Origin of the sequence: Hydromonas duriensis (genome assembly GCF_004363775.1) — a bacterium.
Classification (GTDB): Bacteria; Pseudomonadota; Gammaproteobacteria; order Burkholderiales; family Burkholderiaceae; genus Hydromonas; species Hydromonas duriensis.
This window is the reverse complement of sequence record NZ_SNZE01000032.1, coordinates 1-18,823: the sequence shown is the minus strand read 5'-3', so window position 1 is coordinate 18,823 and position 18,823 is coordinate 1. Positions and strand designations below refer to the sequence as shown.

Annotated in this window: 15 protein-coding genes; 11 read left to right on the top strand and 4 right to left on the bottom strand. The window is 48.1% G+C overall.

Annotated elements, in window-relative coordinates:
- Positions 1 to 206: hypothetical protein (locus DFR44_RS10285; protein WP_133621484.1), on the bottom strand; the 206-nt coding region annotated here is incomplete at its 3' end.
- A 213-nt stretch (positions 207 to 419) separates the two neighbouring features.
- Here DFR44_RS10285 and hutC point away from each other — a divergent pair.
- The 3 genes from hutC to DFR44_RS10270 all read left to right on the top strand — a co-directional run bounded on the left by hutC (position 420) and on the right by DFR44_RS10270 (position 3,898).
- Entirely contained in the window at positions 420 to 1,139 is a 720-nt protein-coding gene (gene hutC, locus DFR44_RS10280) for a histidine utilization transcriptional repressor HutC (RefSeq protein WP_133621483.1), read from the top strand.
- Positions 1,140 to 1,427: 288 nt separating this feature from the next.
- Positions 1,428 to 2,690 carry a hexokinase family protein gene (locus tag DFR44_RS10275; protein WP_133621482.1) on the top strand — a complete coding sequence of 421 codons (1,263 nt, stop codon included), beginning with the start codon at positions 1,428 to 1,430 and terminating at the stop codon, positions 2,688 to 2,690.
- A 188-nt stretch (positions 2,691 to 2,878) separates the two neighbouring features.
- The gene (locus DFR44_RS10270) at positions 2,879 to 3,898 is read left to right on the top strand and encodes a class 1 fructose-bisphosphatase (protein ID WP_133621481.1); all 1,020 of its coding nucleotides are present in this window, start codon (positions 2,879 to 2,881) and stop codon (positions 3,896 to 3,898) included.
- 67 nt (positions 3,899 to 3,965) lie between these two features.
- Here DFR44_RS10270 and DFR44_RS10265 read toward each other — a convergent pair whose 3' ends face one another.
- Together DFR44_RS10265 and rph are read right to left on the bottom strand one after the other, a co-directional pair.
- A complete protein-coding gene (locus tag DFR44_RS10265; protein WP_133621480.1) occupies positions 3,966 to 4,262 on the bottom strand; it encodes a hypothetical protein in 297 nt (98 codons plus the stop codon).
- A gap of 13 nt (positions 4,263 to 4,275) precedes the next feature.
- Positions 4,276 to 4,998: a ribonuclease PH gene (gene rph, locus DFR44_RS10260; RefSeq protein ID WP_133621479.1), complete on the bottom strand. Its 723-nt coding sequence runs from the start codon at positions 4,996 to 4,998 to the stop codon at positions 4,276 to 4,278.
- Between the two features lie 249 nt (positions 4,999 to 5,247).
- On the opposite strand from rph, the gene DFR44_RS10255 reads away from it, so the two are divergent.
- The 7 genes from DFR44_RS10255 (at position 5,248) to trhP (ending at position 16,069) form a co-directional block, all read left to right on the top strand.
- Positions 5,248 to 6,195 (top strand): YicC/YloC family endoribonuclease, encoded by a 948-nt coding sequence (locus DFR44_RS10255; RefSeq protein ID WP_133621478.1) that lies wholly within the window; start codon positions 5,248 to 5,250, stop codon positions 6,193 to 6,195.
- 22 nt (positions 6,196 to 6,217) lie between these two features.
- On the top strand, positions 6,218 to 6,865 hold the full coding sequence (gene gmk / locus DFR44_RS10250; protein ID WP_133621477.1) for a guanylate kinase: 648 nt from the start codon (positions 6,218 to 6,220) through the stop codon (positions 6,863 to 6,865).
- A 108-nt stretch (positions 6,866 to 6,973) separates the two neighbouring features.
- A complete protein-coding gene (gene rpoZ, locus DFR44_RS10245; protein WP_133621476.1) occupies positions 6,974 to 7,183 on the top strand; it encodes a DNA-directed RNA polymerase subunit omega in 210 nt (69 codons plus the stop codon).
- A gap of 98 nt (positions 7,184 to 7,281) precedes the next feature.
- Positions 7,282 to 9,540: a RelA/SpoT family protein gene (locus DFR44_RS10240; protein ID WP_133621475.1), complete on the top strand. Its 2,259-nt coding sequence runs from the start codon at positions 7,282 to 7,284 to the stop codon at positions 9,538 to 9,540.
- A 206-nt stretch (positions 9,541 to 9,746) separates the two neighbouring features.
- Positions 9,747 to 13,736 (top strand): phosphoribosylformylglycinamidine synthase, encoded by a 3,990-nt coding sequence (purL, locus tag DFR44_RS10235; protein ID WP_133621474.1) that lies wholly within the window; start codon positions 9,747 to 9,749, stop codon positions 13,734 to 13,736.
- 129 nt (positions 13,737 to 13,865) lie between these two features.
- Positions 13,866 to 14,600: an N-acetylmuramoyl-L-alanine amidase family protein gene (locus DFR44_RS10230; RefSeq protein ID WP_246012104.1), complete on the top strand. Its 735-nt coding sequence runs from the start codon at positions 13,866 to 13,868 to the stop codon at positions 14,598 to 14,600.
- A 125-nt stretch (positions 14,601 to 14,725) separates the two neighbouring features.
- Complete coding sequence (trhP, locus tag DFR44_RS10225) at positions 14,726 to 16,069, top strand: prephenate-dependent tRNA uridine(34) hydroxylase TrhP (RefSeq protein ID WP_133621472.1); 1,344 nt, start codon at positions 14,726 to 14,728, stop codon at positions 16,067 to 16,069.
- 145 nt (positions 16,070 to 16,214) lie between these two features.
- Here trhP and iscX read toward each other — a convergent pair whose 3' ends face one another.
- Positions 16,215 to 16,409 carry a Fe-S cluster assembly protein IscX gene (gene iscX, locus DFR44_RS10220; RefSeq protein ID WP_133621471.1) on the bottom strand — a complete coding sequence of 65 codons (195 nt, stop codon included), beginning with the start codon at positions 16,407 to 16,409 and terminating at the stop codon, positions 16,215 to 16,217.
- A 415-nt stretch (positions 16,410 to 16,824) separates the two neighbouring features.
- Here iscX and DFR44_RS10215 point away from each other — a divergent pair, with 415 nt between their 5' ends.
- Positions 16,825 to 18,759 carry an ESPR-type extended signal peptide-containing protein gene (locus tag DFR44_RS10215; RefSeq protein WP_162845248.1) on the top strand — a complete coding sequence of 645 codons (1,935 nt, stop codon included), beginning with the start codon at positions 16,825 to 16,827 and terminating at the stop codon, positions 18,757 to 18,759.
- The last annotated feature ends 64 nt before the right edge of the window (positions 18,760 to 18,823 follow it).

Genomic DNA, 18,823 nt, shown 5'->3' with positions numbered 1-18,823 from the left:
ATAAACTTATCCACAGGTGCAACCCAATTTGCGCCTTTAACTGCCTGGTCAAATTTCAACGCGCACTCATGGTCAGTTTTACTCGAGCAACAACAATACGCGGCCTCAGCCACCCAAGTTTTGCAGGATTTTTCTGAGCCTCTTGGCGCACGAATTTCACGCGTTGCATCGAAACGAGGATCATTGGCAAATTGTTCAGTACTCATGTTGTGCTCCTGATGGTTTAAGTCTATTTAATGTCATTTAAATATATGTGATTGAGGTATTGCAATGGCAAAACTATAATTTGTATATACAAATTAGTCAAGCGCATTTTATCCATTCAAGTTGAAATAAATCCGCACTAAATCATCCACAGCACAATTATTTGCACGCGCCAACAATGCTAGAATACAGGTTCCTTACCGATAGAACACGCCATGAGTCAAGCCCCCATTTTTCAGCGCATCAAAGATTACATTATTGCCCAAATTGAAAGTGGCGCATGGGCAGAAGGCACGCTCATCCCCACCGAAATGGCATTAACCAAAACTTTTAGCACCTCGCGCATGACCGTCAATCGCGCACTGCGTGAGTTGACAGCCGAGCTGGTTTTGGTGCGCCGCCAAGGCGCGGGCACATACGTTGCCCCGCAAAAAGTTCAATCCACTTTGGTCGAAATTAAAAACATCGCAGATGAAATTGCAGCTCGTGGACACCGCCATCATGCTCAATTACACGCCCTAGAGCGCATTCCAGCCTGTGAGATGCTTGCTCAACAATTTAAACTCAAAGTCGGACAACACTTATTTCACTCCATCATGGTGCACTTTGAAAACGCCGTCCCCATCCAAGTCGAGGAACGTTGGGTCAATCCGAGCATTGCTCCCGACTACATGACGCAAGATTTTAACCATGTCACACCCAACGAATACCTGATGAACGTCGCTCCCTTGCAAGGCATGGACTATCGGCTCGAAGCCGTTTTGCCAACGCAGAACATCGCCAGCATGCTGCACATCGAGCCGAGCCAGCCCTGTTTAGTCCTACACCGAACCACTCGCTCTGCCAATCAAATTGCCACATGTGTCACCATGTGGCATGCGGGCAACCGCTATCAATTTGTCGGGGGTAAAGAACAATCTGCCCAATCGTCCTAAATTGGATACCCACCTAAAAACCAATTTCATTATTTCAGACACTCATCATTTATAGCCTTCACGCATAGCCTTATCCAACCTCGATAATAGTTATCAAACGCTTAAACCACTCCCGTAAAATCACTGTCAAAAGTGCAAGGCATGGGCATCCCCGCCTATTAAATGAGGTGCTATAATGTGCCCTCCCCACAACATCAATCAGGTGCGCACGCCTAAAATCAAAGCGGGTAGCACATAAACAAGAGCCAAAATAGGCTTTTATTAACAACCACCGAGGGTAAAAACAATATGGAGCAAAGAATCACAGAAGCCATTGAGCTGCTGACGCTGTCAACTGAGCAGCTGATGCAAATTCGTGACGGGCTGGCGAATAAAATCGCTGAAGGCTTGGCAAAAGACGGGCAGGACATTAAGGCGCTGCCTGCATACATGCGTCGTCCCAGCGGGCAAATCAATGGGGATGCCGTAGTTTTAGATGCGGGCGGTACAAATGTCCGTGCGGCACATATTGCAATGCAAGGCCAAGAAGTGTCATTTATCACTGAACCTCAGGCTGACCGTACTTTAATGCACGATGCACAAACACCTGGACTGGTGTCACCCGCGCAATTTTTTGAGCGTCAAGCGGCATTGATTCAAAGAATTTGTCCAGCGCCTGAATTTAATCTTGGTTATTGTTTCTCTTACCCCTCAACCAATACCCCTGACGGTGATGCCGCGCTGGTCACTTGGACAAAGGGCATCAACGTCAGCAACATGGTGGGTGTGCCTTTACGTAAACAGTTGATTGATGCACTGGCTGCACAAGGACAAACGGCTCACCATACGCCGATTTTAAATGACACTGTCACAACGCTCGCTGCAGCGGCTTGGATGGCTCCAGAATGTGATACTTATATTGGTTTGATTGCGGGTACGGGTATGAATGCAGCGGGCTTTTACCGCTCGTCTCAAATCACTAAATTATCTGCGGATGAAGTAAAAGGCTGGCGCCCCGATGAATTGATGGCGGTCAATCTTGAAATTGGCAATTTTCACCCGCCTTTTTTATCGCATTATGATGACGAATTAGATGCCGCAGGTGTGAACGACCATCCAGGTAAACAACGTCTCGAGAAAGCACTGGGCGGTAAGTACACCGCTGAATTGTACGGGCGCATCGTTGGTCGAGAGGCGTGTTTGGCTCTACCCGATGCGTGGGCATTTGACCCTGAAGCAGGCTCGCGCACCCACGCTGGGCATGTGACTCAACTGCGTCGTTACCACGGCTTAATGGCGGATACTGCAACCGCATTAATCAATCGTTCCGCTGACTTAACGGCGGCCGCATTGGCTGGCGTTCTAAAAAGCCAAGACTTAAGCCCAGAAAAAAATCATACTGTTGGTATCTTGGCTGAAGGCACTTTATTTTGGCAAACCGAGGGCTACCGTGAACGTGTCGAATCAACATTACACGCACTCATTGCAACGCACATTAAAGTACGTATTTTGCACAACACTTCAAACGTGGATGCCAACTTCATTGGAGCTGCATGCGCTGCATTGGCATAAAACATCGGCGTAAGAAATAAGTGTTTTGTAGTTATGGTGGCGAAAAAAGTTAAATATTTGTTAATTTTGAAGCCTTGTATGTTTAAATTTAGAATGCCTAGGCTCGAGTCAAGTCGTAACCTCTTAACTCATAACGCCTTGACCGTTTAAAACCCGTTTTTTATTTTTTACTTTTGAAGAGAACCATTATGACCACAACTAAACGCAAGTCGCTATCACGTTACTTAATTGAAGAACAACGGGTGCACAACAATATGCCCGCAGATTTGCGGCTATTGATTGAAATCATCGCCCGCGCTTGTAAACACATCAGCTTTTCAGTGTCAAAAGGATTGCTTGATGATGTACTGGGCAATGCGGGCACAGACAACGTACAAGGTGAGGCGCAAAAAAAACTGGATGTGCTCACCAATGAGCTGTTCCTAGAGGCCAACGAATGGGGGGGCAACTTAGCAGCGATGGCCTCTGAAGAAATGGAACACATTTATGAAATCCCCAATCGTTTTCCGAAGGGGGAATATTTATTGGTTTACGATCCGCTAGACGGCTCGTCTAACATTGACATCAATGTCACCGTGGGCACCATTTTCTCTGTATTGAAAAAGCCAGAATCTTCACACAACGTCAGTAATCAAGACTTCTTTCAAAAAGGCTGTCAACAAGTGGCTGCGGGTTATGCCATTTATGGCCCACAAACTCAATTGGTTTTAACCACTGGCCGAGGCGTTCACAGCTTCACGCTGGACACGCAACTGGGCTCTTGGATTCAAACCCAAGAGGACATGCAAATTCCTGAAACCACTGCAGAGTTTGCCATCAATTCTTCAAATTACCGCTATTGGGAAAAGCCAATGCAACGTTACTATGATGAACTCATTGCAGGTGAAACAGGTCCTTTACAAAAAAATTACAACATGCGCTGGGTTGCAGCCATGGTCGCAGAAGTACACCGCATTCTCAATCGTGGCGGAATTTTTATGTACCCGACCGACTCGCGCACCCCAGGGCGCGCAGGTAAATTGCGTTTGATGTATGAGGCCAACCCAATGTCGATGATTGTCGAGCAAGCAGGAGGCGCAGCGACCGATGGCATCACTCGAATTTTAGACATTCAACCCACGTCTTTACACGAGCGCGTGGCGGTGTTTATGGGTTCTAAACAAGAAGTTGAACGTGTCACTTCGTACCATAAAGAGGCTCAGAAATAACTCAAAAATATGACATTGACAGCACAAAAAAGGACATCGCAAGATGTCCTTTTTTTCATAGCGTATATCATAACGTATAGGATAACAGCCGCAACCCCAACAGCCCCAATGCACTCGCCGCCAGACAAGCCAATCCAACAATCACAAATCGGCTGGCGTAAACCGTTTTTTGATAATTAAGCAAGCACACCAACGCGCCTAAAAAAGGAATCAACATGCAGAAAAACAATACAAAATACTTCCAGCTTGTTTTTTCAACCAAATTAGGCACGGCAACAACACCAAACATCTGCCCCACCATCAACGCACCCACGCCCGCGATTAAAGCAATGCCTGTCAAATAATAAATCGTTATGAACAACATGATATTTACCTTTTTATGCCTGCAAGGCCTGCCGTTGCAATGTACCCAATTCGCCCACGCCTTTTTGCGCCAAATCCAACAAAGCCGTTAAATCAGCACCACTAAACGGCACGCCTTCCGCAGTGCCTTGAATTTCAACAAAACCACCAGCTCCCGTCAAAACAACATTCATATCTGTGTCGCAATTCGAATCTTCATCATAATCTAAATCCAACATGGGCACGCCTGCCACCACGCCAACTGAAATCGCGGCAATCGAATCTTTAATTGGATTTCGCGTAATTTTACCCTCTCGCATCAGCCAAGAGACCGCGTCGGACAAAGCCACATATGCACCCGTGATGCTCGCCGTGCGCGTACCGCCATCCGCTTGAATCACATCACAATCAATATGAATTGTGTGCTCACCCAAAGCACTTAAATCAACCACCGCACGCAAAGCTCGGCCAATCAAACGTTGAATTTCTTGAGTACGCCCAGTTTGCTTGCCTCGCGCAGCCTCACGGTCACTGCGTGTATGGGTCGCGCGGGGCAACATGCCATACTCCGCCGTCACCCAACCTTCACCACTGCCTTTTTTATGCGGCGGAACTTTTGCCAACACACTGGCTGTGCACAACACCTTAGTTTCACCAAAACTAACAAGCACCGAACCCTCGGCATGTTTGGTATAAGCCCGCTCAATACTGACTTTTCGTAATTCATTGGGCGCACGCCCCTCTGCTCGGTGTATCATATTGTTTTCTCAATGAAATTTTTAAGGGAATTTTAAGAAATCTTAAATTGAACTGGATGCTTAACCTGAATGTTGAACATGCAAATGAGCATTCACATCCAACTGTACTCAACTCAAGATTTTGATTTTATTCTATTTTTTTGTCAGCCCTCACAGGCAACCAACAAACAAACGGCTCGCAAGTGACAAAGATACTGACATTAACCCCGACAAAATAAATTTTATTTTCTCGATTGACCCTTATTGTACATGAAGCCTAACCTCGATTTAAACGTTTACAGCATGACTGGCTTTGGCAGCGCCGAAGTCAACAGCACGGCCTGCAAACTCACCTTGCAACTAAAAAGCGTCAACAGCCGCTTTTTGGACTTGTCTTTCAAAATTCCCGAAGAACTGGCCACGCATGAAAGCTTAATACGCGACAGTATTTTTACCCGTGTGAAACGCGGCAAAATTGAATGCAAAATCAGTTGGCAATCCACCCAAAGCGTGAGTGACAATGCCCCACAGATCAACACCGAAGCTTTGCAACAGGTTCTTGATTTACAAAGTCAAATTTTAAAACAAGACAGCAGCGCACAACCCATGTCGATTACCGCCCTACTCAACTGGCCAGGTGTATTGCCAAGCAGTCATGGCGCAACCTCAGCATTAGCGCAGGTGCAAGCAAGTGAAATGGAGTCTGTCACCCACACCGCCATTTCCGCCCTCCTTGCCAGCCGCGCGGCAGAAGGCGCTCACTTGTCCAACACACTGAATGAACGACTGGATGCCATAGCAACAATCATCGCAGAATTGCGCGTGCAACTGCCCGAATTGTTAGCCCATCAAGAAAACAAACTGCGCGAACGCTTACTCAAAGCCATCGACGCGCAAAAAGCCGATGTCGCCATCGCCACATCCGCGATTCCTGCCGAAGAGTTGATTGAGCGCATTCGACAAGAAGCCTCTCTCACGGCAATTCGCATTGATGTGGCCGAGGAGCTGGATCGATTGGATGGTCACATCGCCAGCGCACGTAAAATCTTGAAAAATGGCGGCAGCATTGGTAAAAAACTTGATTTTCTAATGCAAGAGTTTAACCGTGAAGCCAATACCCTCGGTTCAAAATCCGCCAGCCTATTACAAACCCAAGCCTCTATGGATTTAAAACTCATCATTGAACAAATGCGTGAACAAGTTCAAAATATTGAATAAGAGAATATAAAGAGAATACATCATGACCGTCAGTAAACCCTTACAACCAGGCACATTGTTTGTTATTGTCGCTCCCAGCGGCGCTGGTAAATCAACCTTAGTCAACGCCCTGTTATCAAAAGACTCAAACATTCAACTGTCCATTTCTTACACCACACGCGGACCACGAGAAGGTGAAGTCAACGGCCTGTCGTATCACTTTATAACGGTTGATGATTTTTTAGAACGCCAAAACAACCAAGAGTTCATCGAATCAGCCGAAGTTCACGGAAATTATTACGGCACTTCAAAATCATGGATTAATCAAGCCCTAGCCAACGGCCGTGATGTCTTGCTGGAAATTGACTGGCAAGGCGCACAACAAGTTCGCATGCACTTTCCAAACATGATTGGCATCTTCATTCTTCCCCCCTCATTAACCGCCTTACAAGAACGACTTCATAAACGCGGCACGGACAGCGAAGCCGTTATTACTCGACGTTTACTTGCCGCAGGCGGTGAAATGGCGCACGCACCCGAGTTCGAATATGTTATCATTAACGAAAATTTAGACAGCGCGTTGAATCAGCTTTCTTGCATTGTTGCCGCAGCGCGTTTGCGTTTTAACCAACAATTTTCGCGTCAACCCGATTTGTTTTATGATTTAGGCATACATGCCAAAGCCAATTAAAACGTGTGGTGCATGTATAATATACCCCACATACACCTTCGGGCAGCGAGATACTCATCGCAACTTGCTACAACTTTTTTGATTCAGTACTTACAATAAGGACACACCATGGCTCGCGTTACCGTTGAAGATTGCTTAAAGCAAATTCCGAACCGTTTTGAAATGACTTTATCTGCAACTTACCGTGCACGCCAGTTGGCACAAGGGCACGCTCCAAAAATCACAGGCACGCAAAACGACAAGCCAACTGTGATAGCCTTAAAAGAAATAGCTGAAGGTGCCGTTGGTATTGAAATGCTTTTGAAAGTACCCAACTAAACAGCACATTCAGCAAAAAAAAGCCATTGCCTATATCAATGGCTTTTTTTAACCCTATTTGAACCGAACCTACTTGAATCGAATTGAGCAATTAAACCATGTCTAAAAAATCGCCTCCAACAATCACAACGCCGCTAGATACCCTCGCGGCGAGTACGATTATGGCGAACGCAACTGCGCACAAGCAACAGCATGCCGAACTGATTAAGACAGGGTTAGACGGTTTATTTACTCAATTATCAACCTACCTCACTGAGGCAGACTGTTCACGTATACGAACAGCATTCCTAGTGGCCGATGCCGCGCATTTAGGGCAATACCGTCAAACGGGCGAACCTTATATCACGCACCCAATTGCGGTGGCGACGCTATGCGCCTCGTGGAAGCTCGATGGTCAATCCATCATGGCAGCTCTATTGCACGACGTTTTGGAAGACACGGGCACGGATAAAATCACGCTGGCGCATGAGTTTGGTGCACCTGTGGCCAATTTGGTTGATGGTTTATCTAAGCTCGATAAGCTGCATTTTGATAGCAAAGAAGCGCAACAAGCCGAAAGCTTTCGCAAAATGCTCTTGGCCATGGCCGATGATGTGCGCGTGATTTTGGTCAAACTTGCCGATCGACTGCATAATCTATCAACCATGGGCACATTGATGCCTGAAAAGCGTCGCCGCATCGCCCACGAAACTTTAGAAATTTATGCGCCGATTGCCCACCGATTGGGATTAGATGACATTTATCGTCAATTACAAGACTTATGTTTTCATCAAACCCATCCCATCCGCGCTGCCGTATTAGAAAAAGCCCTGCAACGCAACCGCGGCCAAAAGCGCGAGTTATTCACCAAGATTTTAGACCAAGTCTGCCAAGCGTTTGAACAGGCAGGTTTAGATGTCGAACTGTCGGGACGAGAAAAAAATCTCGCCAGCATTTATCAAAAAATGAAAGCCAAAAAACTCAGCTTATCCAAAGTATTGGATGTGTATGCGTTTCGAATCATCGTAAAAACACGCAGCGACTGCTACGTCGGTTTGGGTGTTTTGCACGGCTTGTTTAAATTCGTACCCGGTCGTTTTAAAGACTACATTTCATTGACTAAAAAAAATGGTTACCAATCGCTGCACACAACGGTACTTGGCCCATACGGCACGCCTGTAGAATTTCAAATCCGCACGCACGACATGCACCGCATTGCCGAATCAGGGATAGCCACCCACTGGTTATACAAAGACAAAGACATCAGTTTTTCCGACGTGCAAAAACAATCGCACCTGACCTTGCAATCGCTGTTTCATATTCAACAAAAAACCAATGATTCAATTGAGTTTTTAGAACACATTAAGGTCGACCTCTCGCCTGATGCAGTCTATGTCTTTACGCCAAAGTCTCGTATATTGACCCTTCCGCGCCATGCCACGGCATTGGATTTTGCTTACAGCATACACACCGACATTGGCTCTCACGCAGTCTCTGCACGCATCAACGATATGGATGCGTCATTATCAACCGAGCTGCACAATGGCGACCGCATCCACATTGTCACTGACCCCGCTGCTAAACCGCATCTTTCATGGATGAAATGGGTAAAAACAGGCAAGGCACGTTCTGAACTGCGCCATTATTTCAAATCTCAACGCCTAAGCGAGTCGGCTCATTTGGGGCAACAACTATTTAAGCAAGCCTTAGAAACAGCGAACTTGCCCAATCCAGAAGTTGAGATGTGGGAAAAACTATTGCTCGATTCTGGCTGCAAAACCAAAGAAGAACTGTTCTCTGAAATTGGTTTGGGCATCCGAGATGCAAACATCACCATCCAACGCCTGTTAATGGTTTCACAAAACAATGTATCCAGCGTGGTTCAGACATCCGAATTACTGGTTAAACCAGAAGTGGAGCGTTTGGTGATTCGAGGCGATGAGATGAACACGCTGACTTTATCAAAGTGCTGTCACCCGATTCGCGGCGATGCCATTGTCGGCCACCTTTTGCGCCGCCAAGGTCTGATTGTGCACACTTCAGATTGTCCAACCGCTCGCACACAACGTGCGCACGACAACTTGCGCTGGATTAACCTCGAATGGGACATGGACGCAGAACTGGCCGACCCTTTTTCGGTGGCGTTGCACATTGTCACCACTGATGAACGCGGTTTGTTGGCGAAGGTCGCCAGCAAAATCAGTGAAGCAGGTGCCAATATTGAAGTGGTTCATTCACAAGTGATTCATAATCAAGTGCATGTTGACATCACAATTGATGTCACTGACCGTGTGCATTTGGCACAAGTCTTCAAAAGCTTGAGAACCCTGCCGCAGGTGAATAAAATCGCTCGACGATTTGGTCATCGTTCACGTTAACACAACCACTCAAACAACGACGACGTAGCCCACCCGTTTTTAAAAACCGTCATGTTACCGCGCGTCTTCGCGTCACAGCCTCCTTGACATCAAAACGGCTGAAAGCGAACAGATGTGCTTAAAAAACAAGGACATGTCTGTTATAATGCCGCGTCTCTCACCTCATCGGCGCATTTGTGCGCCGCTCGGCTTTTTTAGGATACTTCATGTCTGCCATCACCCTATTGCGCGGCTCCCGTGCTCTGTCTGACTTTCGTGTTTCTCGTTTACTTGAACGTTTTGCCCCTCTGAACCCTAACATTGTTGGGGTTCAGTCTCGTTATGTGCATTACATTTGGTCGAGCGAGCCTTTAAGTACAAGCGAGCGACAAGTGCTCAATAGCTTATTGACGTATGGCGAAGAAACCAGTTCAAGCAGCGATTCAGCCACCGCAGATATAGACTTAACCGTTGTCCCACGCATGGGCACGATTTCCCCGTGGGCAAGTAAAGCCACCGACATCGCGCACAATACAGGTTTAAGCAACATCCGCCGCATCGAACGCGGGATTGAATACAGCTTAATTTTGAAATCTGGTTTACTCAACACAAAAAAATTATCGCAAGACGACATTCAGCCCCTGAGCGAAGTGATGCACGACCGCATGACGGAATCTGTCTTTATCGGTGCATTCGATGGCGCGGCTCTATTCAAGGACTTACCAAGTCAACCCTTGCTAACCATCCCCCTATTGACTCAAGGCAAAGCCGCTTTGGTGCAAGCCAATAACGAACTCGGTTTGGCATTATCCGACGACGAAGTGGATTACCTTTTGGATGCTTACCAAAAACTGCAACGAGACCCAACCGATGTCGAATTGATGATGTTTGCACAAGCCAATTCTGAACATTGCCGCCACAAAATTTTCAATGCCGACTTCATCATTGATGGTCAAGCACAGCCCTTAGGCTTGTTCAAAATGATTCGCAACACCCACCAACTCAACCCTGCGGGCGACGTGGTGGCGTATGACGACAACGCCGCGGTTATGGCTGGTGATGTGGTGCAGCGTTTTTACCCCGATGCCGATGGCATTTATCGCTCAAACGAGGCTTTAACCCACACGTTGATGAAAGTCGAAACCCACAACCACCCGACCGCGATTGCCCCTTTTTCTGGCGCAGCAACTGGCTCTGGCGGTGAAATACGCGACGAAGGCGCGACGGGGCAAGGCTCTAAACCAAAAGTCGGCTTAACAGGATTCACCGTGTCTAACTTACACTTGCCTGATGCACCGCGTGCATGGGAAGTGAATTACGGCAAGCCTGAACGCATCGTCTCCGCCCTTGACGTGATGCTCGAAGGGCCAATCGGTGGTGCTGCATTTAACAATGAATTTGGACGCGCCAACCTTGCAGGTTATTTCCGCTCATTCGAACAACCCATTGCAGGCGTGACTTACGGTTATCACAAACCGATTATGATTGCAGGCGGCATTGGCAATATCGACGCGCAACACATCGGTAAAAAAGACTTACCCGAAGGCGCACTGCTGATTCAACTCGGCGGCCCAGGCATGAAAATTGGCTTGGGCGGCGGCGCGGCCTCATCAATGGGCGCGGGCAGCAACAGCGCAGCACTTGACTTTGATTCAGTTCAACGCGGCAACCCAGAAATTCAACGCCGTGCGCAAGAAGTGATTGATCGCTGTTGGCAGCGCGGTTTGGACAACCCCATTTTGTCGATTCATGATGTCGGTGCAGGCGGCATTTCCAATGCCTTCCCTGAAATTGTGCACGGCTCGGCGCGAGGCGCGGTGTTTGATTTGAACTTGGTGCAGCTTGAAGAGTCAGGTTTAAGTCCACGTGAAATTTGGAGCAATGAAGCGCAAGAACGTTATGTGCTGGCGATTTTGCCCGAATCATTGGACTGGTTTGCTGACGCTTGCGCACGCGAACGTTGTCCATTTGCAGTCATTGGCACCGTCACCGCTGAACAACAACTCATCGTCAAAGACTCGCGTGAGGACGTGAGCAACCCTTGCGACCCCGTCGATATGCCAATGGATGTTTTGCTCGGCAAGCCCCCAAAAATGACACGCGATGTCACGCGCCTCGAAAGCGCAGGCGAAGCGATTGATTTGGTCGGATTGGATTTAGAACGCATCACCTTAGATGTATTGCGCCACCCAACCGTCGCCTCAAAATCATTCCTCATCACCATTGGCGACCGCACCGTCGGTGGCATGACCGCGCGAGACCAAATGGTTGGCCCTTATCAAGTCCCTGTCGCCGATTGCGCGGTGTCCTTGCGCGACTATACGGGCACTCTCGGCGAAGCCTTTGCTATGGGCGAACGCACCCCTCTGGCGGTGTTAGACGCGCCCGCCTCGGGTCGCATGGCAATTGCTGAAGCCATTACCAATGTCGCGGCAGCTCCGATTGAGCACATTTCCAGAATTAAACTCTCTGCCAACTGGATGGCGGCGTGTGGCGTGGCAGGTGAAGACGCCAAACTTTACGACACGGTCAAAGCCGTGGGCATGGAATTGTGCCCTGCCTTGGGCATTTCGATTCCTGTCGGTAAAGATTCTTTGTCGATGCAAACCAAGTGGGACGATAACGAAACAGCAAAAACAGTGCGCTCACCTGTCTCCTTAATTGTATCCAGCTTTGCCCCCGTCACCGATGTACGACGTACACTCACACCGCAATTACGCACCGATGTCGGTGCAACGCAATTGGTATTGATTGATTTAGCCAAAGGCAAAATGCGCATGGGCTTATCGATTCTCGCGCAAGTCACGCGCCAAGTCGGCGAATCCGTGCCTGATTTGGACGACGCGCAGATGTTGAAAAATGCCTTCGCCGCGATACAAGAGCTGAATCAAAAAGGACTGGCATTGGCCTACCATGACAAGAGCGACGGCGGCTTATTGGCGGCAGTCGCCGAAATGGCATTTGCGACACAAACTTCCGTTGCGATTCAAGCGGACATGCTCACCATCGACCCGAACTCAGCCGACACAGGCGACTTCAAAATCAGCGCTGTACAAATGTCAGTGCAACGCAACGAACGACTGATGCAAGCCTTGTTCAACGAAGAATTGGGCATGGTGATTCAAGTCAAAAAAGAGCAAATCAGCGATGTGATGAACGTCCTGCGCGCGCATGATTTAGGTGCGTACAGTCACGTTGTCGGACAAGTCATCCCAAGCACGCAAGCCGATGCTCAATTTTCAGTGTGGCAAGACGGCGAAGCAAAACTCAAACTCCCGCTCGCCGTACTGCATGCCGCGTGGCAAGAAACCTCATTCCACATCGCACAATTACGTGACAACCCCGCCTGTGTCGAACAAGAATACGCCAACCCACCGCAAGCCCTCACACCTAAACTCAGCTTCACCCCCGAGGCGACGGCGCACGCAACATACCTCAACATCAGCCATAAACCCAAAGTTGCTATTTTGCGCGAACAAGGTGTGAATGGTCATGTTGAAATGGCCGCCGCATTTACACAGGTCGGCTTTGACGCGGTCGATGTGCACATGAGCGACCTGCTCGCGGGACGGGTCAACTTGAACGACATGCGCGGCTTGGTCGCCTGCGGTGGATTTTCTTACGGTGACGTGCTTGGCGCGGGTGAAGGCTGGGCAAAAACAATTTTGCACAACGAGCAGTTGCGCAATCAATTCGCGGCATTTTTTGCCCGCCCAGACACATTCAGCCTCGGTGTCTGCAACGGTTGCCAAATGATGAGCAACCTCAAAGACATCATCCCTGGTGCAGAACATTGGCCGAAATTCGTGCGCAACCGTTCTGAGCAATACGAAGCCCGCCTTGTACAAGTTGAAATCACCGAATCACCATCCATTCTTCTCAAAGGCATGGCAGGCAGCGTGCTCCCTATCGTTATCAGCCACGGTGAAGGTCGCACCAGCTACGCCACCAACGATTTAACCGCCGTCCAAAACGAGCACAAAGTCGCACTGCGTTATGTGGACAGCGCGCACAACGCCACCGAACACTACCCTGCCAATCCAAACGGTGCGCCACTCGGTCTAAACGGCTTCACTTCGGCTGATGGTCGTGTATTAATCATGATGCCGCACCCTGAGCGGGTATTCAGAAGCGAATTGTTTTCTTACAAACCAAGCGACTGGGACGTATCGCCGTGGCTGCAATTATTTCAAAACGCGAGAAAATGGGTGGGCTAATGGCTAGGCTAATATAAGCCGATGCTCAACCACTCTACTAAACGTCCCTGAAATCGCCTCAAAAGACCTGTGATGACATTAAAAAACACATTAAAAATATTATTAAACGACACATTAAATAAAAAAATCATGTCATTCGGTCTCTCTTGGCGCGTGGTCGCTTTATTCTTACTCACGCCCGCGTTGACCAATGCCAACCCGTATGTGGTACTGGACACGGGGCACATGCCCAGCCGCCCTGGGGCGATGGGCGCAACAGGACAAGTTGAATACCAATACAACTTAAACATGAGCACCGCCGTTGCGCACCAGCTTGAACAAACAGGCGTGAGAGTTTTGAGAATTGCGGCCGATGGCAACGACATTGAGTTGAAAGACCGCTCAACACAAGCCCCCGACGCCGATGTATTTGTGTCGATACACCATGACTCCATGCCTCAAGAATGGATTGATGAAGGGCGAAATAAAACACTATCGGGATTTTCAATTTTTGTTTCAAAAAAGAACCCACAATTTGATAAAAGTTTAGCCTGCGCTCAAAACATTGGCGCACAACTACTGTCCATCAAAGAAACACCATCCCTGTACCACGCCAGCGAAAAAGCGGGACAAAGCCGCCCCTTTTTAGATGAACAACTCGGCGTTCACCAATTTGATGATTTAGTGGTGTTAAAAACGGCCCCGATTCCAGCCGTTTTGGTGGAAATTGGCGTCATCGTCAACCCCAGCGAGGCCGTTCGATTGAGCCACAAAAGAACCATCAAGACCATTTCACATGCCATTGCTCAAGGCATTCAAACGTGCATCCAAAATGCAAACAACCCGCAAACCGCATCGCTTAATACACAATCAAGTCCCCACTAAAACAAAAACAGCGGCTGGCTCACATTGCCGCCCCACTTCTCGAATCCTTTCAAAGACTTAACGCATTTAATGCTAAAATGTCGTCCCCTCTCACCGTGAGAGACTCCTCTTGCTAAGGAACACAAATGAAAACTGAATTACTACTCCCAGCGGGTACGCTGGATAAAATGCGTGCGGCCTACGATTTTGGCGCAGATGCGGTGTATGCGGGTCAACCTCGCTATTCTTTACGCGCACGTAACAACGAATTTAAACTCGATGCCCTTAAAATCGGCATTGATGAAGCGCACCAGCGCGGTAAAAAATTCTACGTCGCCTCCAACCTGTTACCCCACAACAGCAAGGTCAAAACCTACCTCGCCGACATGGAGCCCGTCATCGAGATGAAACCCGACGCGCTGATTATGGCCGACCCTGGGCTGATTATGATGGTGCGCGAAAAATGGCCTGAACAAGCCGTTCATTTATCCGTGCAAGCGAACACCGTCAACTACGCCGCCGTCAAGTTTTGGCAAAAAATGGGGCTGACTCGCATTATTTTATCGCGCGAATTATCAATGGATGAAATCGCACAAATTCGCCAAGAATGCCCTGAAATGGAGCTTGAAGTATTTGTCCACGGCGCATTGTGCATTGCCTACTCAGGCCGTTGTCTGCTCTCGGGCTACTTCAACCACCGCGACCCCAACCAAGGCACCTGCACCAACTCCTGCCGTTGGGACTATAAAGTGCATGAAACCGAAAACACGGACGCGGGCGACGTGCAACCGCAAGTGATTAAATTTGATTTACAACAGGCATGGGATGAGCAAAACGACAGCTTCTCATCAACGGAGATTAAACGTCACCCGCTCGCCGACAAAACTTACCTCATCGAAGAGGCCACTCGCGTGGGCGAAATGATGCCGATATTGGAAGACGAGCACGGCACGTACATCATGAATTCAAAAGACCTGCGCGCCATTCAACACGTTGAAAAATTGATTAAAATTGGCGTCGACTCTTTAAAAATCGAAGGTCGCACCAAATCGTTGTACTACGTCGCACGCACCGCACAAACCTATCGCCGCGCCATTGATGACGCACTCGCAGGCCGTCCATTCAACCCTGAATTATTCGCTGAACTCGAAGGCCTCGCCAACCGTGGCTACACCCCTGGTTTCTTAGAACGTCACCAATCGCACGAAACACAAAATTATATTTCAGGGTACTCAAGCAGCAAAAACACCCAATACGTGGGCGACGTGTTAGAAATCGATGAACAAGGCTGGGCGTTGATTGATACCAAAAACAAATTTAAAGTGGGTGACCAAATTGAAATCATCCACCCATCGGGCAATCAAATTGTGCAACTGGAACAAATGCTCAAGGACGGCGAACCCGTCAGTGAGGCCGCTGGCGGCGGGCATTTTGTACGCATCCCCAATATGCAAGGTAAAGAAAAAGCCCTGCTCGCACGGATTTTATAATTGACGATACAAATAAAAGCAGCCGTTAAATAACGGCTGCTTGATAACAACTGAGATAACACCTCAATTCAAGCGATGGTTGTACAAAGTAGAAAATAACTCAAAAAATAACTCGACAAACACAACCACATCACAGCATCAGACATCACTTCGCTTCATCAATCCACGCCTGCTGAATCGCCTCCAACACCTTTTCACCGCCACGACTGTGGTCATCATCAAAGCCATCTAAAGCCACCACCCAGTTATGCAAATCCGTAAAGCGCACCGTCACAGGGTCAACATCGGGATGCGCCTCATACAACTCAATGGCAATCTCCAACACGTCCGTCCATTTCATATTGTTCTCCATCTATATTTGATTGACAGCCATTTTACGGCAAAGCACGCCCAAAATACACCCAACACCACGATAAACCCAAATAACCAAGACAAAATCTGTGCAACGCTTAGATTCATTTTAAGTTACTCTCCTTGTCAACACATAAACCCATACCTCTTGATTGTTCATTTATCACAAACAGGATATTTATTGATTTAGCGTTTAAGTGAGTTCGTTTTAGATGGTGTTGCAAAAATAAAACAAAAATAAAATTTTCAACATTTACTAAAATCAAAAATTGTTATAAAGTATTTAACAAGCAATATTAAAATATAATTTAATCTATTTACATAACAATTATTGCGAAAAGATAGCTCATTATAAATATAATAACAATATGCAGTTGATTTATCTGGTTAAAATACTTAGATATATGAACAAATCTTTCAGGAGCATTTATAACGAGCTCACCAACACATGGGTAGCCGTTTCTGAGTTAGTCGCAGCAAAAGGGAAAAAAAGCCGCGCGACACTCAGCACCGTCGCGGGGTGTTTACTCCTACTAAGCACAATGCTCGCTGTGCCTCATGCACAGGCGCAAGTCGCCATTGGCTCATTTAGTGGTTCGACAGGCTCTAGCGGCAGTGCCGTTGCAAGCGGTACAAATGCAATTGCCCTTGGTCAAAGCAGTTCGGCTTTGGCTACGGACACCATCGCCATAGGCACCAAGAGCTATGTAGGCAGTGGTTTTAACAACGCCATTGCCATCGGTTCATCCTCCTCGGCTGTAGGCAACAATGCCGTTGCCATTGGCGTAATATCAATGGCATCAGCTTTAGATGCTACTGCCGTGGGTCGTGAAGCACAAGCAACCAATACGTACACTTCGGCACTTGGTTCAAAGGCGATAGCAACAGCCACTTATGCCACGGCAATCGGTACTTTAGCAACAGCCACAGGTACTGCCTCTTTGGCAACAGGCGCAGCTGCAAATGCCTCGGGTGCAAACTCGGTGGCAAATGGCACATGGTCGCTCGCTTCAGGCGCACAGGGCGTTGCGGTAGGTATGTCCAGTTCAGCTTTAGGAACGAATACCATTGCCATTGGTATTAAAAGCAACGCGGGTAACTTCGACAGCGCCATTGCCATCGGCAGTTCAGCATCAGCATCGAACATTAATACCATCGCTATCGGTTTAAGTACTTTGGCTTCTGGCTCACAAGCTGCTGCCTTGGGCTTTAACGCGGCAGCGACAGCGAAAGACAGCATCGCGTTCGGCACCACCAGCCTTGCCTCCGCACAAAATGCAGTTGCAATAGGCACCAACGCTTCCGCAGTGAACACCAACACCATCGCCATTGGCGCATCATCCAGCGCGGTCAAAACAGGCGTTATCGCTATTGGTACTGCTACTGGTTCTGGCGCAACGGGTCTAGGTGATTATTCTCTCGCCATCGGTTATGGCGCAGCGCGTAATTTGTCAGGCGCACCTGTGTGGTCTACTTTGGTTGGGACGGATGCAGGTAACAATTCCACTGATGCTTCCTACTCTGTTGCGATGGGTTTTGGTGCAGGTGCAGGAGTAACAGGCTCAGGCAATTTAGCTATTGGTATCAACGCAGGTATTAACGCCAGTGGTACAGGTAACACAACAATCGGTTATCAAGCGGGTCAAAATGTGATTGGTTTAAATAATTACGGTTTTGGCTGGAGAGCAGGCTCAACCGTGAGTGGTTCAAATAACGTTGCAATGGGCTACGGTGCAGGTCAAAACGTCAAAGCCAACCGCTCGGTTTCCATCGGTAATGCGGCATTGGCGACCAAAGATGATGCCATTGCACTTGGTACAAACAGTTCAGCGGGTACAGTAGACTCTATTGCCATTGGTGACTCTAGCAAAACAATTGGCGACAGGGCCATCGCCATGGGTTTAAGCGCATCAGCCACACAAACTGAAGCCGTTGCAATAGGTACAAACTCATTGGCATCAGGCACTCAGGCAGTTGCCATTGGACTAAGTACTTCAGCAACCGCTTCTGATGCCATCGCCATCGGCAACTCCAGTCAAGCCCTCAGCACCAATACCATTGCAATAGGCTCATCCGCGTCTGCATCAGGCGCACAATCTTTAGCAATGGGGGCGAGTGCCACTGCATCAGGGACTAACTCTCTCGCTTTAGGTAATACCAGTAAAGCTTCAGCTTTAAATGCCTATGCACTTGGTATGTCAAGTACGGCTGGCGGCACAGACTCCCTTGCAATAGGTACTTACACCAACGCATCAGGCATAGAAGCAACATCGGTTGGTAAGCAATCACAAGCGATTAATAATTTAGCTGTTGCTGCTCGTTCAAAACTGACCATTTAAAGGCATAAATTTGCGTTCAAAATTGACCAGGTAATCCAAGTATTCTGCTTATTTTATAAGCAGG